Annotated in this window: 20 protein-coding genes; all 20 read left to right on the top strand. The window is 36.4% G+C overall.

Going from position 1 to position 16,529, the window contains the following annotated elements; all coding sequences use genetic code 11:
* Positions 1-19: 19 nt before the first annotated feature.
* From IGJ93_RS09690 to IGJ93_RS09595, 20 genes are read left to right on the top strand one after another with little or no spacing between them, the layout of a single operon-like run.
* On the top strand, positions 20-1,006 hold the full coding sequence (locus IGJ93_RS09690) for a capsid protein (protein WP_349703241.1): 987 nt from the start codon (positions 20-22) through the stop codon (positions 1,004-1,006).
* Positions 1,007-1,008: 2 nt separating this feature from the next.
* Positions 1,009-1,359 carry a hypothetical protein gene (locus IGJ93_RS09685; protein WP_270608847.1) on the top strand — a complete coding sequence of 117 codons (351 nt, stop codon included), beginning with the start codon at positions 1,009-1,011 and terminating at the stop codon, positions 1,357-1,359.
* A gap of 28 nt (positions 1,360-1,387) precedes the next feature.
* On the top strand, positions 1,388-1,789 hold the full coding sequence (locus IGJ93_RS09680; RefSeq protein WP_430596585.1) for a hypothetical protein: 402 nt from the start codon (positions 1,388-1,390) through the stop codon (positions 1,787-1,789).
* Complete coding sequence (locus IGJ93_RS09675; protein WP_270346619.1) at positions 1,786-2,133, top strand: putative minor capsid protein; 348 nt, start codon at positions 1,786-1,788, stop codon at positions 2,131-2,133. Before IGJ93_RS09680 ends, IGJ93_RS09675 begins: the two co-directional genes overlap by 4 nt.
* Complete coding sequence (locus IGJ93_RS09670; protein ID WP_195339407.1) at positions 2,133-2,483, top strand: minor capsid protein; 351 nt, start codon at positions 2,133-2,135, stop codon at positions 2,481-2,483. Before IGJ93_RS09675 ends, IGJ93_RS09670 begins: the two co-directional genes overlap by 1 nt.
* A complete protein-coding gene (locus tag IGJ93_RS09665) occupies positions 2,483-2,869 on the top strand; it encodes a phage tail terminator protein (protein WP_430596584.1) in 387 nt (128 codons plus the stop codon). The genes IGJ93_RS09670 and IGJ93_RS09665 overlap by 1 nt, the downstream gene beginning before the upstream one ends.
* Before the next feature lie 13 nt (positions 2,870-2,882).
* Positions 2,883-3,389, top strand: coding sequence for a phage tail tube protein (locus IGJ93_RS09660; protein ID WP_430596583.1), 507 nt, complete (start codon positions 2,883-2,885; stop codon positions 3,387-3,389).
* Positions 3,389-3,646: an Ig-like domain-containing protein gene (locus IGJ93_RS09655; RefSeq protein ID WP_430596846.1), complete on the top strand. Its 258-nt coding sequence runs from the start codon at positions 3,389-3,391 to the stop codon at positions 3,644-3,646. The genes IGJ93_RS09660 and IGJ93_RS09655 overlap by 1 nt, the downstream gene beginning before the upstream one ends.
* Before the next feature lie 59 nt (positions 3,647-3,705).
* The gene (locus IGJ93_RS09650) at positions 3,706-4,140 is read left to right on the top strand and encodes a hypothetical protein (protein WP_270608853.1); all 435 of its coding nucleotides are present in this window, start codon (positions 3,706-3,708) and stop codon (positions 4,138-4,140) included.
* Positions 4,141-4,144: 4 nt separating this feature from the next.
* Positions 4,145-4,765 (top strand): Gp15 family bacteriophage protein, encoded by a 621-nt coding sequence (locus IGJ93_RS09645; RefSeq protein ID WP_047929148.1) that lies wholly within the window; start codon positions 4,145-4,147, stop codon positions 4,763-4,765.
* Positions 4,766-4,777: 12 nt separating this feature from the next.
* Positions 4,778-9,283 (top strand): tape measure protein, encoded by a 4,506-nt coding sequence (locus tag IGJ93_RS09640; protein WP_430596929.1) that lies wholly within the window; start codon positions 4,778-4,780, stop codon positions 9,281-9,283.
* Positions 9,273-10,100: a phage tail domain-containing protein gene (locus IGJ93_RS09635; RefSeq protein WP_420673580.1), complete on the top strand. Its 828-nt coding sequence runs from the start codon at positions 9,273-9,275 to the stop codon at positions 10,098-10,100. The genes IGJ93_RS09640 and IGJ93_RS09635 overlap by 11 nt, the downstream gene beginning before the upstream one ends.
* Positions 10,101-10,108: 8 nt before the next feature.
* Positions 10,109-11,128, top strand: coding sequence for a phage tail protein (locus tag IGJ93_RS09630; protein ID WP_420673581.1), 1,020 nt, complete (start codon positions 10,109-10,111; stop codon positions 11,126-11,128).
* A gap of 1 nt (position 11,129) precedes the next feature.
* On the top strand, positions 11,130-12,185 hold the full coding sequence (locus IGJ93_RS09625) for a hypothetical protein (protein ID WP_430596928.1): 1,056 nt from the start codon (positions 11,130-11,132) through the stop codon (positions 12,183-12,185).
* Positions 12,185-14,269: a BppU family phage baseplate upper protein gene (locus IGJ93_RS09620; protein WP_430596927.1), complete on the top strand. Its 2,085-nt coding sequence runs from the start codon at positions 12,185-12,187 to the stop codon at positions 14,267-14,269. The genes IGJ93_RS09625 and IGJ93_RS09620 overlap by 1 nt, the downstream gene beginning before the upstream one ends.
* An 18-nt stretch (positions 14,270-14,287) precedes the next feature.
* Positions 14,288-14,728, top strand: a complete 441-nt coding sequence (locus IGJ93_RS09615) for a hypothetical protein (RefSeq protein ID WP_067481087.1) — start codon at positions 14,288-14,290, stop codon at positions 14,726-14,728.
* Position 14,729: 1 nt separating this feature from the next.
* Positions 14,730-14,852, top strand: coding sequence for an XkdX family protein (locus IGJ93_RS09610; RefSeq protein WP_071868296.1), 123 nt, complete (start codon positions 14,730-14,732; stop codon positions 14,850-14,852).
* Positions 14,853-14,909: 57 nt separating this feature from the next.
* Positions 14,910-15,152, top strand: a complete 243-nt coding sequence (locus IGJ93_RS09605; RefSeq protein WP_430596926.1) for a hemolysin XhlA family protein — start codon at positions 14,910-14,912, stop codon at positions 15,150-15,152.
* A gap of 12 nt (positions 15,153-15,164) precedes the next feature.
* Complete coding sequence (locus IGJ93_RS09600; RefSeq protein WP_270346637.1) at positions 15,165-15,362, top strand: phage holin; 198 nt, start codon at positions 15,165-15,167, stop codon at positions 15,360-15,362.
* 10 nt (positions 15,363-15,372) lie between these two features.
* Entirely contained in the window at positions 15,373-16,389 is a 1,017-nt protein-coding gene (locus IGJ93_RS09595) for a peptidoglycan recognition protein family protein (RefSeq protein WP_430596925.1), read from the top strand.
* Positions 16,390-16,529: the final 140 nt, after the last annotated feature.

The raw sequence follows: 16,529 nt of genomic DNA, 5'->3' as shown, positions 1-16,529 counted from the left end.
AGAAAGAGGGAAAATACACATGGAAACATTAAACAAAATGATTTTACCAATGAAGCTACAAATGTTCGCTGATAATGCTACTTTGAATTATGCAGAAGCATATCAACAAGGACTGCAAAAACGTTATTCAGAAAATGGGATTCTATATTCTCAAAAACTATGGAATTCTCCATCGAATGGTTTATTGAAATGGGTAGGAGCGAAAACCGTTAAAGTTCCTAAATTACTAATCAAAGGTGGACGTAAAGACCGCACACGTCGTTCCATCACAACTGCAGGAGCAAATTATGAAAACCAGTGGGAAACTTACGAATTGAAAAATGAACGTTACTGGGATACTTTGGTTGATCCATTAGATGTTGACGAAACGAATTTTGTTACTTCAATTGCTAATATTACTAAAACATACAATGATACAGAGAAAATTCCTGAAAAAGATAAACAAATGTTCTCGTCTCTTTATACTTTGAAAAAAGCAAAAGACGGTGGAAAAGGAATTACTGAACTTGAATTGACTACTGAAAATATCTTGACACAATTTGATGAAATGATGACAGCGATGGATGAAGCAGCAGTTCCAGCTGTAGGACGTTCATTATACGTTACACCGACTGTTAAAAAAATCTTGAAAAACGCTCAAGGGTTGCAACGTACTTTATCTGTTCAAAATAATAACGGTGTGATTGATCGTGCGGTAAATCGTTTAGATGAAGTAACGATTGAACCAGCCGTTCCATCAGCATACATGAAAACTCTTTATGATTTCACTGTAGGTGCAGTTGAAGACCCAACAGCTCAAACTATCCAAATGATGCTAATTCACATTCCATGCATGTGCGCACCAGAAAAATATTCATTCGCTGGTTTAGATAAACCTTCTGCTTCCACTTCGGGTAACTATTTATACTATGAACAATCATATGACGATGTAATTTTGTTTGAAACCAAAACAGATGGCATTTCGTTTGTTGTAACTCCTGCACAAACAAGCGGTGGAGGTGAATAAAAATGAAGGCAAAAAAAGGGAATCGAGTGATTGCTGTAGATGACACTGACAAAGATTTTTATAAAGCTCAAGGTTATGACATTGTCGAATTAGACGAATCTCAAACAGCTTATAAAGTTGTCGAATCAGCAACTGGCGGAAAAACATATACTGTTAAACAGTACAATGCATTGTTAGCTGAAAACGAAAAATTGAAGCAACGCATTGCAGAACTAGAGAACAGTAACGAACCAAATCGTGACGAGTTAAAACAAAAGTTAACAGAATTGGGTGTAGAGTTTGCGAATAACACTTCAACTCAAAAACTAACTGAATTGCTAAAAAATGCTGAAACAAAAGGAGAAGTTGAGTAACCTCTCCTTTTTGTTGTGAGGTGCTTAAATGAGCTATTTAACATTCGAAGAATACAAAAAACTTCGTTTCAATAAAATTCAAGATAAAAATAAGTTCGATGAACTTGAACCATACGCTGAACAGCATATTGATCGTTTAACATCTGACTATTACCTAATAAATAAATTAGAACTCGATACAAACAGCTATCGAGTTCTGAAATTTAAAACGGCAATGGCCATTCAAACGGAATACCTTTATTCAATTGGTGGTAAAACTTCTCTACAAGAGTTATTGAGCAGTTCACCGTCAAGTGTTAGTATTGGTCGGATGCGTGTTGAATCAGGAAACTCTAATTCTGCCACTTATGGTAGGACTTTGGTTTCATCTGAGGCATATGACGAATTGCTTCGGACAGGTCTTTTATACAGAGGAGTTGATTATAAATGATTCCACAGATGCCAAAAGAATTCTGTAATCAGTCAATTATTCTTCGTTTAAAAAAAGGAAGCGATAAATGGCAAAAACCGATTTTTGAAGATGACATTACTATCGAAAATATGATCTTCCAACCTCAAACGGTATATAGTGGTTCGAATAATAATAGGAAAGTGGTAGCAAATGCTATCGCTTTTTTATTTTCTAATGTTTCAAGTCCTATGCCTGAAATTTCAAAGGAGCATGTGGGTTCTGAGATTATTTTTGAGGGCAAAACTTATTCTTTAGTGACTATCGTAGATAATCGGAATCCATTTAGTAATGAAGTTTACTCATACGAGTTGGAGGTGCTGTGATGCTTCATGTAAAAATTGATAAAAATGGAGTAGAACGAAAGCTTTCGGTCGTTAATTTAGAAAAAGCTTCTTACTTTATGACTAACCAAGCGCACGCAGATATGAATCTATACGTGCCAAAAAAGGAAGGTCACTTAAGACGTGATTCTTATACTCGTGATAATCATATTATTTTCACGGCTCCATATGCTAAAACGCAGTTTCGAGGGCTAATTGTTACTAAAACAGGTCGATTAGTTCGTATCAAACGATACACAACTCCTGGAACAGGTAGACGTTGGGATTTACGTGCTAAGTCAAAACATATCAATGACTGGCGAAAGGCGTTCATTAAAGGGGGGCAACTATAGTGGATCTCTTAGAACGATTAGCCGATTCTATTGATTCTGTTAAAGGAATGCCGATGCCATGTTCAATTGGTTTCTTAAACGGTGAAGATACCTTGTGTGTTTATACACTTCCAGGAAGCCGAACAACAGAAGAATACTTTGACGGAACTAGAGAACGTGAAATGCTTTATGAAATTGGGTTTAATACGAAAGACCAAGAAAAAGCGAATAGGGCTCTGTGGCTAATATCAAATTATTTAGAAAAACTGACTTCGATTCAATCGGAAAATGATAGTTTTGAATTTATTGGAATTGAAATAAGCGATACTCCTTTCGTAAGTGAACAGGACAGCGAAGGGTTATCAACATACTTACTAGATGTAAAAATCATGATTCATCAATTTTAGGAGGAATTTACTAATGAAAAATATTTTACCAATGGACCTACAAACATTTGCTGACCCAGCTCCAAGCAAAGAGTTTTTACTAAACTTTAAAAATAAAGTAGAAATTGACGTAGCTGGCAATAAATCACTAGATGCAATCGAAAGTGCAGATTTTGCTTTACTTGCAGCAGGAATTAGCAATATCACACCTGCAGCAGCCGATACAACTGATGCTACTCCGTATTACGACGGAGAAGGATTTACTGAATCGGAAGTAACAGGTAAAAATATTACGTTTGCCATTTCTGGTCATCGAGTTTTCGGGGATAAAGCACAAGATTTTGTTGCAAAACATTTCTTGTCAATTGGTGATGAACTTCGCACACTCGCTCGTTGGACTGACGCGAAAGGAAATAAAGTTCAAGCAGTTGTCACTATGACGTCTATCGTGCCATTTGGTGGTGCTGCTAATGCTAAACAAACATTTAGTTTCACTCTTGCATTTAATGGAAAGCCGGTCTTAGAAGAAGCGGGGGAGTAATTAGCCCTACAAGCGTAACGCTGAACAAAACAACGTTATCGCTCGCTGTTGGGGCAAATGAGACGCTAGTAGCGACTATTCTACCTACAAACACAACAAATAAAAATGTGGCTTGGTCAGCTGTTGATTCTACCATTGCCACAGTTGATACAAAAGGTAAAGTAGTTGCTGTTAAAGCTGGTACAACAAAAATTACAGTAAAAACGGTAGATGGAAATAAAAACGCAGAATGTGCACTAACTGTCACCGCACTATAAAACTATTTTAGAGCAGATGAGCGATTGGCTTGTCTGCTCTTATATTTCAGGAGGAAAACATGGCTATTAACAATGTAATTGACTTAGATGCCAAATTATCGCTAACAAAATCTGTGAGAATTGCAGGAAAAGTATATGAAGTTCAAATTTCAGATGAAATTGACAAAGTCTTAACTGATTTAACGACTTTTGATATTCCAGACCAATTAAAAAATATGACTTCAAAACTTGAAAAAATGGATGAAAATGACAGTGAAACTAAAGAATTCAAAGAATTTACTCAATCCGAAATGGATGAATTAAAAAATAAAGCCGTAACTACGCTAGATGTGATTCTTGGAAATGGTGAAGGTAATCGCGTTTATAATTTTTACAACAAAAGCACAAAAGCCCTTTTCACAATCATCGGATTGCTTGAAAAAGAATTGGGAGAAGTTGTTTCTGAGCGTAGTAAAACAGCAAAAAAACATTACAAAAATAATCGTAAGAAGTGATTAGATGTTTGATCTAACGAGAAAACCAGAAACAACAGTGATTATTTCAGGTAATGAATATCAAATTGATTTGTCTTTTGACACAGTTATTCGATTCTATGAACTAATAGACGATAAAAATTTGGAATCTATAGAAAAAATAATTCTTGGCTTCAAATTGTTTTATATCGATTCGAAAAAAGCAGAAGATACATTCACTTTTGAAGAAATGCAACAAGCTATTAACGACATAGTTGACTATATTCAATCGAATCCGTATGGAAGCGTTGGAAGTGAAGGAGAAACGACTGGTCAGGATTCAAATATGAATTACTCGTACTCACAAGATGCTGGAGCTATTTACTCTTCGTTTATGGCAGATTACAAAATCGATTTGTTAAATGAGCAAGGTTCAATGCATTATCTAACTTTCAAAGCATTGATGTCTGGTTTAAGCGAAGATACTCAATTTCAACGGATATTAGCGATTCGGTCAAGAAGTATCGCTGGTTTAGAAGGGGAAGAGTTAAATAGCTTATTAGAACTGAAAAATTATTATGCTCTTGAGTCTGAAAAAACAGTTAACAGTCTTGATGACCAGTTGGGCGATATGTTTTCTATGTTAGCAGCACAAGCCAAATCATAAGGAGGTGAGTGTTTGAGCGCAGATGCAACAATTAATATTGACGTGATGCTGTCAAATTTACCTAAATTTAAAACAGACGTTAATTTCGTGGATGATGTATTAACAAAATTGGGAATGAACACAGGTTCAAAAATTGACGATTCATTTAAAGCTGAGACCGCAAAAGTTACAACAATTGCCAAATCAACAAAAAAAGATGTCGATCAAACTTTTGATAAACCAGTTAAGTTCACAATCAAGGCTGATAATTCGGATGCTGAAAAAGACGTCAAAGAAACAAAGGCTTTTTTAAAAGGCATACCGAAAAGCAAAATAACTGAATTAAAGGCGGACAATGACGGGGCATCACTGAAAATAAAAGCTACAAAAGAGGGTATAAGCAAGATACCTAACAAAAAAGAAACAGTACTTAACGCAGATGCTTCACAAGCAAAAAACGAAACAAAAGAGCTCGGTGATACTGCTGAAAAAACCGAATCTAAGTTTATCAGCTTGAAAGATAAATTATCAATTGGTGCGATTGCTGGTGCTTCTTCACAAGCGTTGCAGATTTTAACAGGTAGTTTTTCAGATTTGATCGGTGAAACTACTCAATCATCTGACGCAATGGATAAATTCAAATCTACGATGCAATTTGCTGGCTTTACAGAAAAAGAAACAAAAGAAGCTGCTAAATTTGTAAAAAAATATGCAGATGACACAGTATATGAATTGTCCGATATCTCGAATACTACTGCCCAGTTAGGAGCGAATGGAATTGCAAATTATCAAGAGCTAACAGAAGCAGCAGGAAATTTGAACGCTGTGGCAGGTGGTAATGCTGAAACATTTAAATCAGTAGCAATGATGCTTACGCAAACGGCTGGTGCAGGTAAACTAACTACAGAAAACTGGAATCAAATGGCTGATGCCATTCCCGGTGCATCAGGTAAAATGCAAGAAGCGATGAAAAACAACGGTGCTTTCACAGGGAACTTTCGTGACGCGATGGAAGAAGGTCAAATATCAGCTGAAGAATTTAGTAAAGCGATTGTTGACTTAGGTATGACTGATGTAGCTGAAGAAGCTGCAAAGTCTACTAAGACTTTTGAGGGCGCAATGGGTAACCTCCAAGCGAATATCGTTACTAAAATGAACGAGATTGTTGATGGCATCGGTAAAGATAAACTTACAGATATCATCAGCTTCATATCAGACAATACTACTAAATTATTTGATTCTATTTTGAAAGGCATAGATTATTTAAACGATAATCAGGATAAATTATCGAGTATCTTTGATAATTTGAAAAAGATTTCTAAAATATTTTTTGGTGCTGCGTGGGACACGGTTCTTGATATTATTGAAAAACTCACTGGCAATTTTAGTTTACTTTCAAAAGAAACTGGCAAAACGAAAGACCCATTACAACGATTTGATGATGTCTTAAGTGCGTTGTCAAAACACGAAAAAGGAATAGCTCTTTTAGGAAAAGCATTAACTACCTTATTTATTGCCAACAAAATTGTTGGTGTGGTTACAGCTTTTGGGAAACTGCTTGATATATTTGGTGGAACGGCGTTACTTGCTAGTCCAATTTTTCTTATACCTGCAGCAATTGCAGGAATTGGATTTGCGTTTTATAAAGCATATAAAACAAGCAAGCCATTTCGCGAGTTCATAGATGGAATTGTTGATGCAGTAAAAAACTTTGTAGAGGTATCTTTGAAGAAAATAAAATCATTTTTTAAAAATGTATCAGAAGGATTTGTTGAATTTAAAGAGTCGGTTACAGAGAAAGTTACTAGCATCAAAAAAAGTATCAAAAAGGTTTTTAATTCCATTATCGATTTCTTCAAAGAAGACTGGAAAGAAGTATTAACATTCATTCTAAATCCAATTGCAGGTACAGTTGCTCTATTGTACAAACACAATAAGAAGTTTAAAAAGTGGGTAGATGATTTACTTGATACTATCAAAGATGGATTGAAAGCTTTTAAAAAGAAAGTTCTTGATCCACCATACGATGCAATTACAGATTTGATTGATAAAATAGCTAAAACTTTTTCAAAATGGATGGGCAAAATAGAAAAAGCCCTAGAAAAAGCGGGGAAGAAACTTGGGAAAGCTGCAGAGGTAATTTTTTGGCTTATCTATGGTCCAATACGACTAGTCGGCAGAAAAATAAAAAAAGGGTTCGATGAAGTTGTTGAATGGGTAGAAGACAAACTTGAAAAAGCAGGAAAAATAGTTGGGAAGGTTGTCGATAAAATCTCTTCAACAATAAAAAAAATATTTAATTCTTTATCAAAATCAGTAAAAAAATCAATGGAATTATTTACTGAATATGTTATTGAGCCTGTGGATTCAGTTCGAAAAAAAGTCGTTAAAACAATTAGTAACTTAGTAGATAAAGTAGTCGATTTCTTTGTTGATTTAGTCAATATTACAAAGCACAAATGGAGAGAAATAAAATCCTCGATGGAAAAACCGGTTGACGATGCTAAAGAAAATGTCTCTAAAACCATCAGCAAATTAAAAGAAAAAATAGCTGAAATTTTTGACCGTATCAAATCAACAACTAAAAGCGCATGGAATACAATTAAGCGCTACACAGTGGAACCAATAGAGGACGCCTACAAAAAAGTAGTTAAAAAAGTAGGAGAGATTTATTCTGGTGTGACAAAATATTGGAATGATTTAAAGGACAAAACAAAAGAAAAATTCGATGAAATTGTTGACTATGTTAAAAAAGTCCCTGGTCGTATCGGCAAAGCTTTTAAAGATGGAAAAGAAGCAATCGGCGATGGTGTTAAAGCCGCAGCACAATACATGATAGATATTTTGAAAAAAGGTGTGAATGGTGTAATTGGTGGTATCAACTGGGTTTTAGAAAAAGTTGATGCACCAGATTCAGTTCGAATTGACGAATGGAAACCTAAGGATGTTGCAAAATTTGCTACAGGTGGTATTCACCAAGGTGGGTTGATGCTTGTTAACGATGGCGAAGGAGAGGAATTGGTTCGACATCCTGATGGAAGAATGGAAATTCCAAAAGGGAAAAATGTTTTGATGCATGCGGAAGCTGGTACTCAAGTATTGAATCATAGCCAAACAAAATCGTTTGCTGAAGCTTTTGGTATTCCAATGTACTCAAAAGGGAACGTAAGCAATCTAGGTGATTTCTTCAAGTCTGCGTGGAATGGAATAAAAGACATTGGTTCTGATATTTTAGATGCAGTTCAACATCCAGTGGAGTTTGTTAAAAAAGCTATTTCGGAACATGTGAATTTTGATGCTACTCATCCAGTATTTGATATTGCAACAGGTGGTGTCAAGAAAGTAACGAATGGCGTTATGGATTGGATCAAAGATAAAATAGCAAGTTTTGGCTCTATTGGTGGAAGTTTTGATGGAGCAATGGCTGATAATGTTTATAAATATTTAGTCGATATTGCAAATCAGACCGTAAGCAAATTTGGTATGAGTGGAATAACTTCGGGTTACCGACCAGGAGACCCTTACTACCATGGAAAACACCAAGCGATTGATATTGCTTATCCTGCTGGAATGAATGGTTCAAGCAAGTATTTTGACCCTGCAAACTGGGTGTTTGAACACTTTGCTGATAAGGTTGGCTATGTTATTACACAAGGGAAAGTTCGAGATAGAACAGGCCAATCAGGACAACCAGCCACAGGTGAATGGGAACCTTGGCCAGATAACGATCACTATGACCATTTACACATTACAGGTAAGCTTGGCTCAGGTGATATTTATAAAGCAGGCGAAGGTGGCGGAAAAGGTTCGCCTACAGGCTCTGGCGTTGCAAGGTGGACTAGCCAATTAAAAGAAGCCTTGCGAATGAACGGATTGCCAACTAATGCTTCGTATATCAATGCTTGGTTAAGGCAAATTGAAACTGAGTCGGGTGGTAATGAACGAGCCGTTCAAGGTGGGTACACCGATATTAACTCCATAAGTGGTGATCTAGCCAAGGGACTTTTACAAACTATTACAGCAACGTTCAATGCATTTAAATTTCCTGGTCACGGAAATATTTTCAATGGCTTTGATAATATGTTAGCTGCAATCAACTATGCTAAAACTCGATACGGATCATCTATGCTTTCGGTAATTGGTAACGGACACGGTTATTCAAATGGGGGAGAAGTATTTGGTCCAGAGTTAGCTATGTTTGGTGAAGACCCTGCTTATCCATATGAAATAAACATCAATCCTGCAAAACCAAGTGCAGACATGCTGATTCAAAAAGCGATTGTTGCAAGAGAAAGATACAAACCAGCTGTACAAGCGAATCAAGCAGTTTATTCAAATCAACATTCAAATGGCGGAAATGAGCACAAAACGTTGAGTAAAAAAGATATTGAAACAATCGTTCAAGCATTAAATGAAAGACCAGTGCGCGTCGAAAGTATTCTTGATGGTGAAAAAGTCAGCAAGAATTTCGATGAACGAGGTGGTAGTGAATTAACCAAAAAAATGTACATGGGAGGTGGGTTAAGTTTTGGAAAATAAAACACTCGTCTATTTACAATTTAGCGATGGATTATATAATCTTTTAGAAAACTATCAAATAAAAATTATCGATATCAAAGTGGGAATGCCAGTTCCTAAAAATGAATTTACCTCTTCATCTGGATCAAGAGGACAAAGATTGTCAACACACTCTTTTGATGCTTTTCCACTCACATTTGACTTCGATTTTTTTGCTAAAACATTAGATGATTTAATACTTGTTGAAACGGAATTGAGAGAATTGTTTTTTCGTGAGACCGAATATTATTTTATTTATTCGAAAGAGCCTGGAAAGAAATTTCTAGTCACCGTTGATAGCATTACCTCATCAAAAAAAGCATTCTACATGGGAAATTTTTCTATTTCATTTAATGTATATAAAGGTTGTTCAGAGTCGTTGAGCTCTACGTTATCCAACTTTGATTTGAGCGATGAATGGCAATTTTCTCAAGGACTATTAGCTGATGATTACAAATATCAGCATGATACGAGTCGATTTGACATTTTTAATGGAGGCAGTTTTGAAGTCAATCCGAGAGAGAGCTATTTACAAATAAAAATTGAAGGTGAATCTGAAGGGAATTTGACAGTTTTCAATCGAACCACAGGTGATAGATTCGTCTATTATCCTAGTCTATCTACCGATTTAGGCCAGACTTTGATTATTGAGGGAATCTATCCAAAATTAAACGGAGTTAATTGTGGAATTGATACGAATCATGGGCTGATTAACTTAGCTGAAGGGATAAATGAGATTGAAATTCAGAATATTACTCGTGTACGCTCGTCTTGGGATTTCAATTTCTTGTATAAGTAGGTGAGTCCATGAATGATATTTTAATCAGAAATTATGAAGAGACAAAAGAAGAAATCCTTATCGACTTTGATAAGGATTCTTTTGTTTCTAATTGGCAACAAAATGAAGCTTGGGAAGTTTCTTTTACAGTGCCGAAAACTTTGAGGAATAAGGCAACATTTGAGCTGATTGAATTTGAAAGTTATGTCATATTTGAAGGTGAAATGTACTCAATCAAGCAACTACGAAGATATGCAGTTGGTCAACAACTATTTAAAGCTGTGACAGCTACGCACATTTATTACACTATTCAAGATGGAAGACAATACAATGTTATTACAGGCACAAAATCAATTAGTGAGTTACTAACTCATATTTTTAAGGCAGGTAGCAGGGGATTTAGTTGGGAAGTTATCGATCCAAATAATGTGTTTCTAAAGAAAGAGCAGGAGAATTTTGGGAATGATAATTATTTGAATCTAATCAATCAAATATTAGCAGATTATGGTGCTGTTGTTATCCCTAACAACAAGCATCTTGTTTTTTATCCGTCATCAGAATTTGGTCAAGTTACTGAAGAACAAATTCGTTATAAATACAATACGGATGATGTTTCATTTGATATCGATACGTATGCTTTGAAGACTCAAATTCGTGGCTCAGGCAAGAAAAAAGAAGATGATACTTACTATTTCCCACCAGTCACTTATACAAGTCCTGTTTCAAACCAATTTGGGATTCGGATTCAAGATCCTGTTGAAGATGAACGTTATACCATTCAAGGCAACATGCTTGAATATTTAAAGCAATCAATTCATGACTATCCAGATATTTCGGGTTCAGTAAGTTTAAACTGGGCAATCTCTTTGGAAAAAGGAGATAAGGTTTCGTTTATTTACGAACCTTTAAATATCAATACATTAATTCAAGTGGTGGGTATTACAAAATATCCTGCGTTGCCTAATAAACCACCCGAGATCGTATTAAGTAATACGAAAAAAACAATGACTGCTATTCTGGCTAATTTAACTAGGAAAGGACTGATGTGATTTGGGACTATTAAAATTAGTCAAAAATAGAATTTCTAGCGAATGGAAAGAAATTTTTAATCAAAATGTTGATTATTTGAATGGCTTAGAAACGAAGGTTGACTCGCAAAACGAAGCAACTAATAGTCGAATAGACAACTTAGTGTTAAACGCTGGGGGAGATTCACCTAACGAAGTGGTGGACGCACGAGTCAACAGCAGAGGTGAAAAATTTGCTACATTACAAGGAAGACTGACTTACCATGAAGACTTAGCAGACCAAAAAATAGCTGACACTGAAAAAGAATTAGAGAGTCAGAAAGAGCAAATTGGTCAGTTAAACGAAGTAATCGCAGGCTTGTACGCAGGAAGCGGCTCAAACGTGGATATTTATGTTTCTACAAAAAACGGAAATGATAAAACTGGTGATGGAACTGAACAAAAACCATTTAAAACAATTCAAATTGCTATAAATCAAATACCACTAATTAACACATCAACGTCAACGATTTGGATTGACGATGGGGTATATTTAGAAGATGTATTTGTTCGAGGAATCAGCGCAGGAAAAATAATTATTCGAACGATACAAAGTCCAAGTACACTCGATGTGACAAAATCAGATATGCCTGTGAAAGTCAGATCTGTATCTTTCTTCTACTGTTCTGGTTATTTTCAAGCTCAAGGATTAGAACTTGTAGATCAAGCTAATGCGCCTATTTATGAAGGACGTAAGTACAGTTTTTGTTGCGAGCAGGGAGGGTATCTAGCTTTATACAAAGTTAGAGTAGCTGAAAATACTAAAAGCATGAGCGACCATACTGCAAGCTATGTTGGCGGTATGTCAAAAATGCATATATATGATTCATATTTTGCAAATCAAAATCAAATCAACGTTTCTCGATTGTTCGGTGAAACGAGAGCTTCAAGTACTGTCACTGGAGCTTCAAATAATATTGCGTTTGAGGCTGATAACGGAACCGTTCGCGACGGGACAACGTCAACGTTATCTGCAACAACAAAACATAAAGCAAGCGCTCAGGGATTGATCATTGCGAAAGGAACGGTGTTGAGCTGATGGTTTATAAATTGAATGAGTCTTTAATCAAAATTCAAGCAGAAGCAATCAATCCAATTCAGACAAATGTCGTTTTTTGGTCGCACGACAGAAGCACAGCAAAACTTCGCTTTAAGTTGATGAAGGACGGCGTTGCTCAAAGTTTGCCTGAGGGAACAATCGTTCCAATTCGATTGAAATTTCGTTCAGATACTGCTGAGGGCGGTTATGGAAGTCATGACTATTTAGCTACGATTGAAGATCGAGTAAACGGGATTGTGTCTATCGTGATTAAAGATAATCTGCTCGGATATGTTGGAAAAATCGAAGGTAGTATTTATGTGGAATTTCCTAACGATCAGTCATTAGATACGGCAGGTCGTTTTATTTTTGATATCAAGCGAAGTCCAATCGACGTAACAACGCAAGAAGTAGATGATTACTATTTTGAAGGATTTGAAGAAGTGATTGATCGTTTAGAAGCGATTAAAGCAGAAATGGATGCACTTGATTATAAATCATTTCAGAAACATAAATTAACTGTTGATGATGGAAGAGCGATGCGTTTAGCTGACTTAAATCCTCGTCCAACCACCATCGATGATTTGACGCGACCAGGCTTTTACTATATTACAAGTGCAGAATCAAATACCTTTATTCCTGCGGATCACTATATCCGACAAACTGGTATGGCTGGATCTGGTTGGATAACAATCTATCCTGGTGACACAGGTGGAGGAGTGGTTCAAGAATGGTATCGAAATACGGCAAATGCGGTCGTTAATACTCGACACTTATATCGTAAACAAGAATCAGTTTCTCCTGTTACGTGGAACCCTTGGTCAGAATATGCGCAGACAAACAGCACGATGCTATCGAGTAGCTATTATCAAGGTGCAGCACATCGAATTGCTGAAGCAACCACTACCGGAAAACAAGCAACTAGTTATCTTGAATTAAGCGAGAACACAGGAATTTATTATTTAACCACAAACGAAAGTAAAGCAATGTCTGATTTTACTCAATTACCGCCAGAATTTATTTATGGTGTTTTTGTAGAAAATATACCAAATGCAACAATTAACAATTTTTTACAACGAATTACCAGTAATGTTACTGATGGAGTATCACAACCACCGGTGACTTATTGGCGTGTCATTCAGAAAAAGGCTGATGGCTACACACCAACTAAATGGCGTAAAGTTGTTTCGCAAGACGATGCACAAATGCATAAACTGACAGGTGATGACGGCGCCGTCGTTCGTTTGAGTAGTTTAAGCCCTAAGCCAAAAAGTTACGAAGAATTCGCGCGTCTTTACACTGGTTGGTACTATTTATCGACAGCAGATAGTCAAACGATGGAAGACTATAGTCAGTTACCTCCAACATTGCAAAATGTCGGTGTTTTTATGCTGATTGGTGCAGGTATAGATGTAAATAATGCGACGCAAACATTAATTGCTAATACGACAGCTCAAACGATGGTTTATAGAATTGTTAGAAACGGTTCAGTACTTCCTTGGAAAACTGCAATGAATGATTCTAATACAGTTAATACTACAGAACCTCAGTCGGTTGGAGGCGTTAAAAATTTCTTAGAAGCACCAACGATCAAGGGGGTATCTATTCTTGCTGACAACGAACTACCTTTTGAAGCGTGGTATGTTCAAGCTGTCTCAATTAAAAAAATAGCTGACAAAGGTCGATTGCCTGTGGGAAAGGAAGCGACAACTGCTGGCAAGCAATATGGAAGAAAAATGAAAAGTAATCCTTTGAAATGGAATTCTGATCAAACGAAAGCGGAAGTTTTAAGAGATTGTAAGTTGTTTGTCGATGGAGTTGCAGTACTTGAGCTAGGAGGTTCGGCTGGGAAATGGGCGTACATTGATGTTTGGAACAATGAGGAGCAAACTCAATACATTGGCACAGGATATGGCGTGGGCGCAGCCACTGAGGGAACTCTTTGGTACAGACATAATGTTGCTTTTTCAAGATACATGGAAATCAAAGCAGGAACACAGATTTCTCTTGGTTTATCAATGGAAAGCGGTAAAGAATTAATCTCAGGACAAATTATTCATTTCCACGTCATGGAAATTATTTAGTGATAAGGGGGAAATAAGATGATAAGGGTTTGGCAATATGGTCGGACAGGTGGTAAAGAGTACGAAGTAGCAGACGATTTTCCAATCCAGGTGCCGTTTACGGATGTGCCACCACTTGAAGAAATCGAATTAGAAGATCAGTTTTTTATTCCATCAGAAGGGCGATGGAAAGAAATTATCAACGGATTGGATAAAGAGAAATTAGACAACTTAACAGCTCTTTATCCTGTGCTACAAAAAGAAAATGAAGAATTAAAAGAAAAAGCGGATAGTTTAAGTCAATTAAACGCGAAACTTATGCTAAATGATCTTGCAATCAAACAAGAGAATGCGGAACTTAAAGCAAAATCAGAAAGTCTAGCTCAAATCAATTCAAAAACAATGCTTGCTTCATTACAAAATAGCAAAGACATTGAGTTAATTAAGCAACAATTAAATCCGACCGAAGGAGGCGAGTAATATGTTTAGTTTTGATGATGTCAAGATGATGTATGATTGGGGCTGTTTTACAGATGAACAAGTACAAGAATTTGTTCCAACCTGCATTACTGAAGAAGAAGCGGAACAAATTATTAGCAAATAAAATGTAAGGGACGTGCTCAATTGAGTACGTCTTTTTCTTATGGGAGTTGGTGAGTAGGTGAAAGATGAAGCAGTACAAGATGTTGTCGAACGTTTGGTTCGTATTGAAACTAAACTTGACAACTACGAGGCTCTAAGAGAAAAAGCAGACAGTGCAAAAGATCAAGCTGAAAAAGCTTATTCTATTGCTTTGAACAATGCTGATGATATTAGAGAAATGAAGGCTAATAACAAGTGGTCATGGGGCTACATGATAGGTCTCGGTATCACTATTATTGGCTATTTTTTAACAAAATTATAGGAGGATAGTTTTATGATTTTACCAGACAAATATTACAACGTAATCAAGTGGGGCGTGCTGACGGTATTACCTGCAGCCTCTGTTTTAGTCGCAACATTGGGGAAAGCGTATGGCTGGCAAGGAGCCGACATGGCAGTTTTAACCATTAATGCGATTGCTACTTTCTTAGGTGTTGTTACTGGTGTTTCTGCATACAATTCGAATAAATAGGAGGTACTACATGAAAAAGAAATTTTTGTTTGGAGCTGTTACAGCTCTTTTTTTATTACCTGTAAACGCATTTGCTTACTCAATTAATAATGAGTTCAGTTTGTCAGCAAACGAAGGTAGTTCACAACTAGCAAACAATCGGTATATTTTGCTTCATGAAACGGCCAACGAAACTGCAACAGGTCGAAATGAAGCACAATATATGAAACGTTCTTGGTACAATGCTTACACAGCTTATATTGTGGGCGATGGTGGTATTGTTTACCAAGTTGGACAACCTGGTTATGTTCAATATGGAGCTGGTTCATATGCCAATGCAAATAGTCCAGTGCAAATCGAGTTGCAACATACTCACGACAAAAACACATTTGAAAAAAACTACAAGGCATATGTTGAACTAGCAAGAGATTCTGCTAAAAAATATGGAATTCCACTAACGTTGGATACACCTTATAATCAATCTGGAATTAAGTCTCATTTATGGGTAACTCAAAATATTTGGGGAGATCACAGTGATCCATACGGCTATCTTTCTGAGATGGGTGTCTCAAAAACTAAGCTAGCAAACGACCTTGTTCATGGATTTAGTTCAGAAAATGACAATCCTACAACATCACCTGCAGAACCAGTCATTGACCCAACAAGGGCGGGTGCAGGTAATAGCACGCTAACAGATGGAACAAACCATGCTCACATTGACCAGTTCGGTGAAATCGAAAATGCTAACTTGCATGTTGCAGGCTGGCACGTAGCTAATTACAAATACGAGTACATTTTTATTATGGACTACAACACAGGTAAAGAACTATCTCGTGTAAAAGCGAATGGCGTTTCACGTCCAGACGTAAACTCATCATATGGCACAAACGGAAACGTTGGCTATCATATTTCATTCAATATGCGTAGATTCCCAAATAAAAAAGTCTATGTTATGATGCGTGCAACCAACGATTCAAAAGGAAATACGCAAGGTGGAGCACAAGATTTTCACGATTCTCGCTGGTATTTGAATATTCCTAAACGATAAAAATAGCCCCTTATTGAGGGGCAGTACATACTAAAGTATAAAGTATAAAATTTAAAGTTTTATTTTGGGATAGCTTTCATTTATTGATATAAGTTGTTACAATTTATAATGATAAAATTTTTTTTGAAAGGAGTATTGCA

The sequence above is a fragment of the Enterococcus sp. DIV0174 genome (assembly GCF_050529065.1).
Classification (GTDB): domain Bacteria; phylum Bacillota; class Bacilli; order Lactobacillales; family Enterococcaceae; genus Enterococcus_B; species Enterococcus_B thailandicus.
The sequence above is the reverse complement of the archived record's forward strand: the minus strand, read 5'-3'. Positions and strand labels throughout refer to the sequence as shown.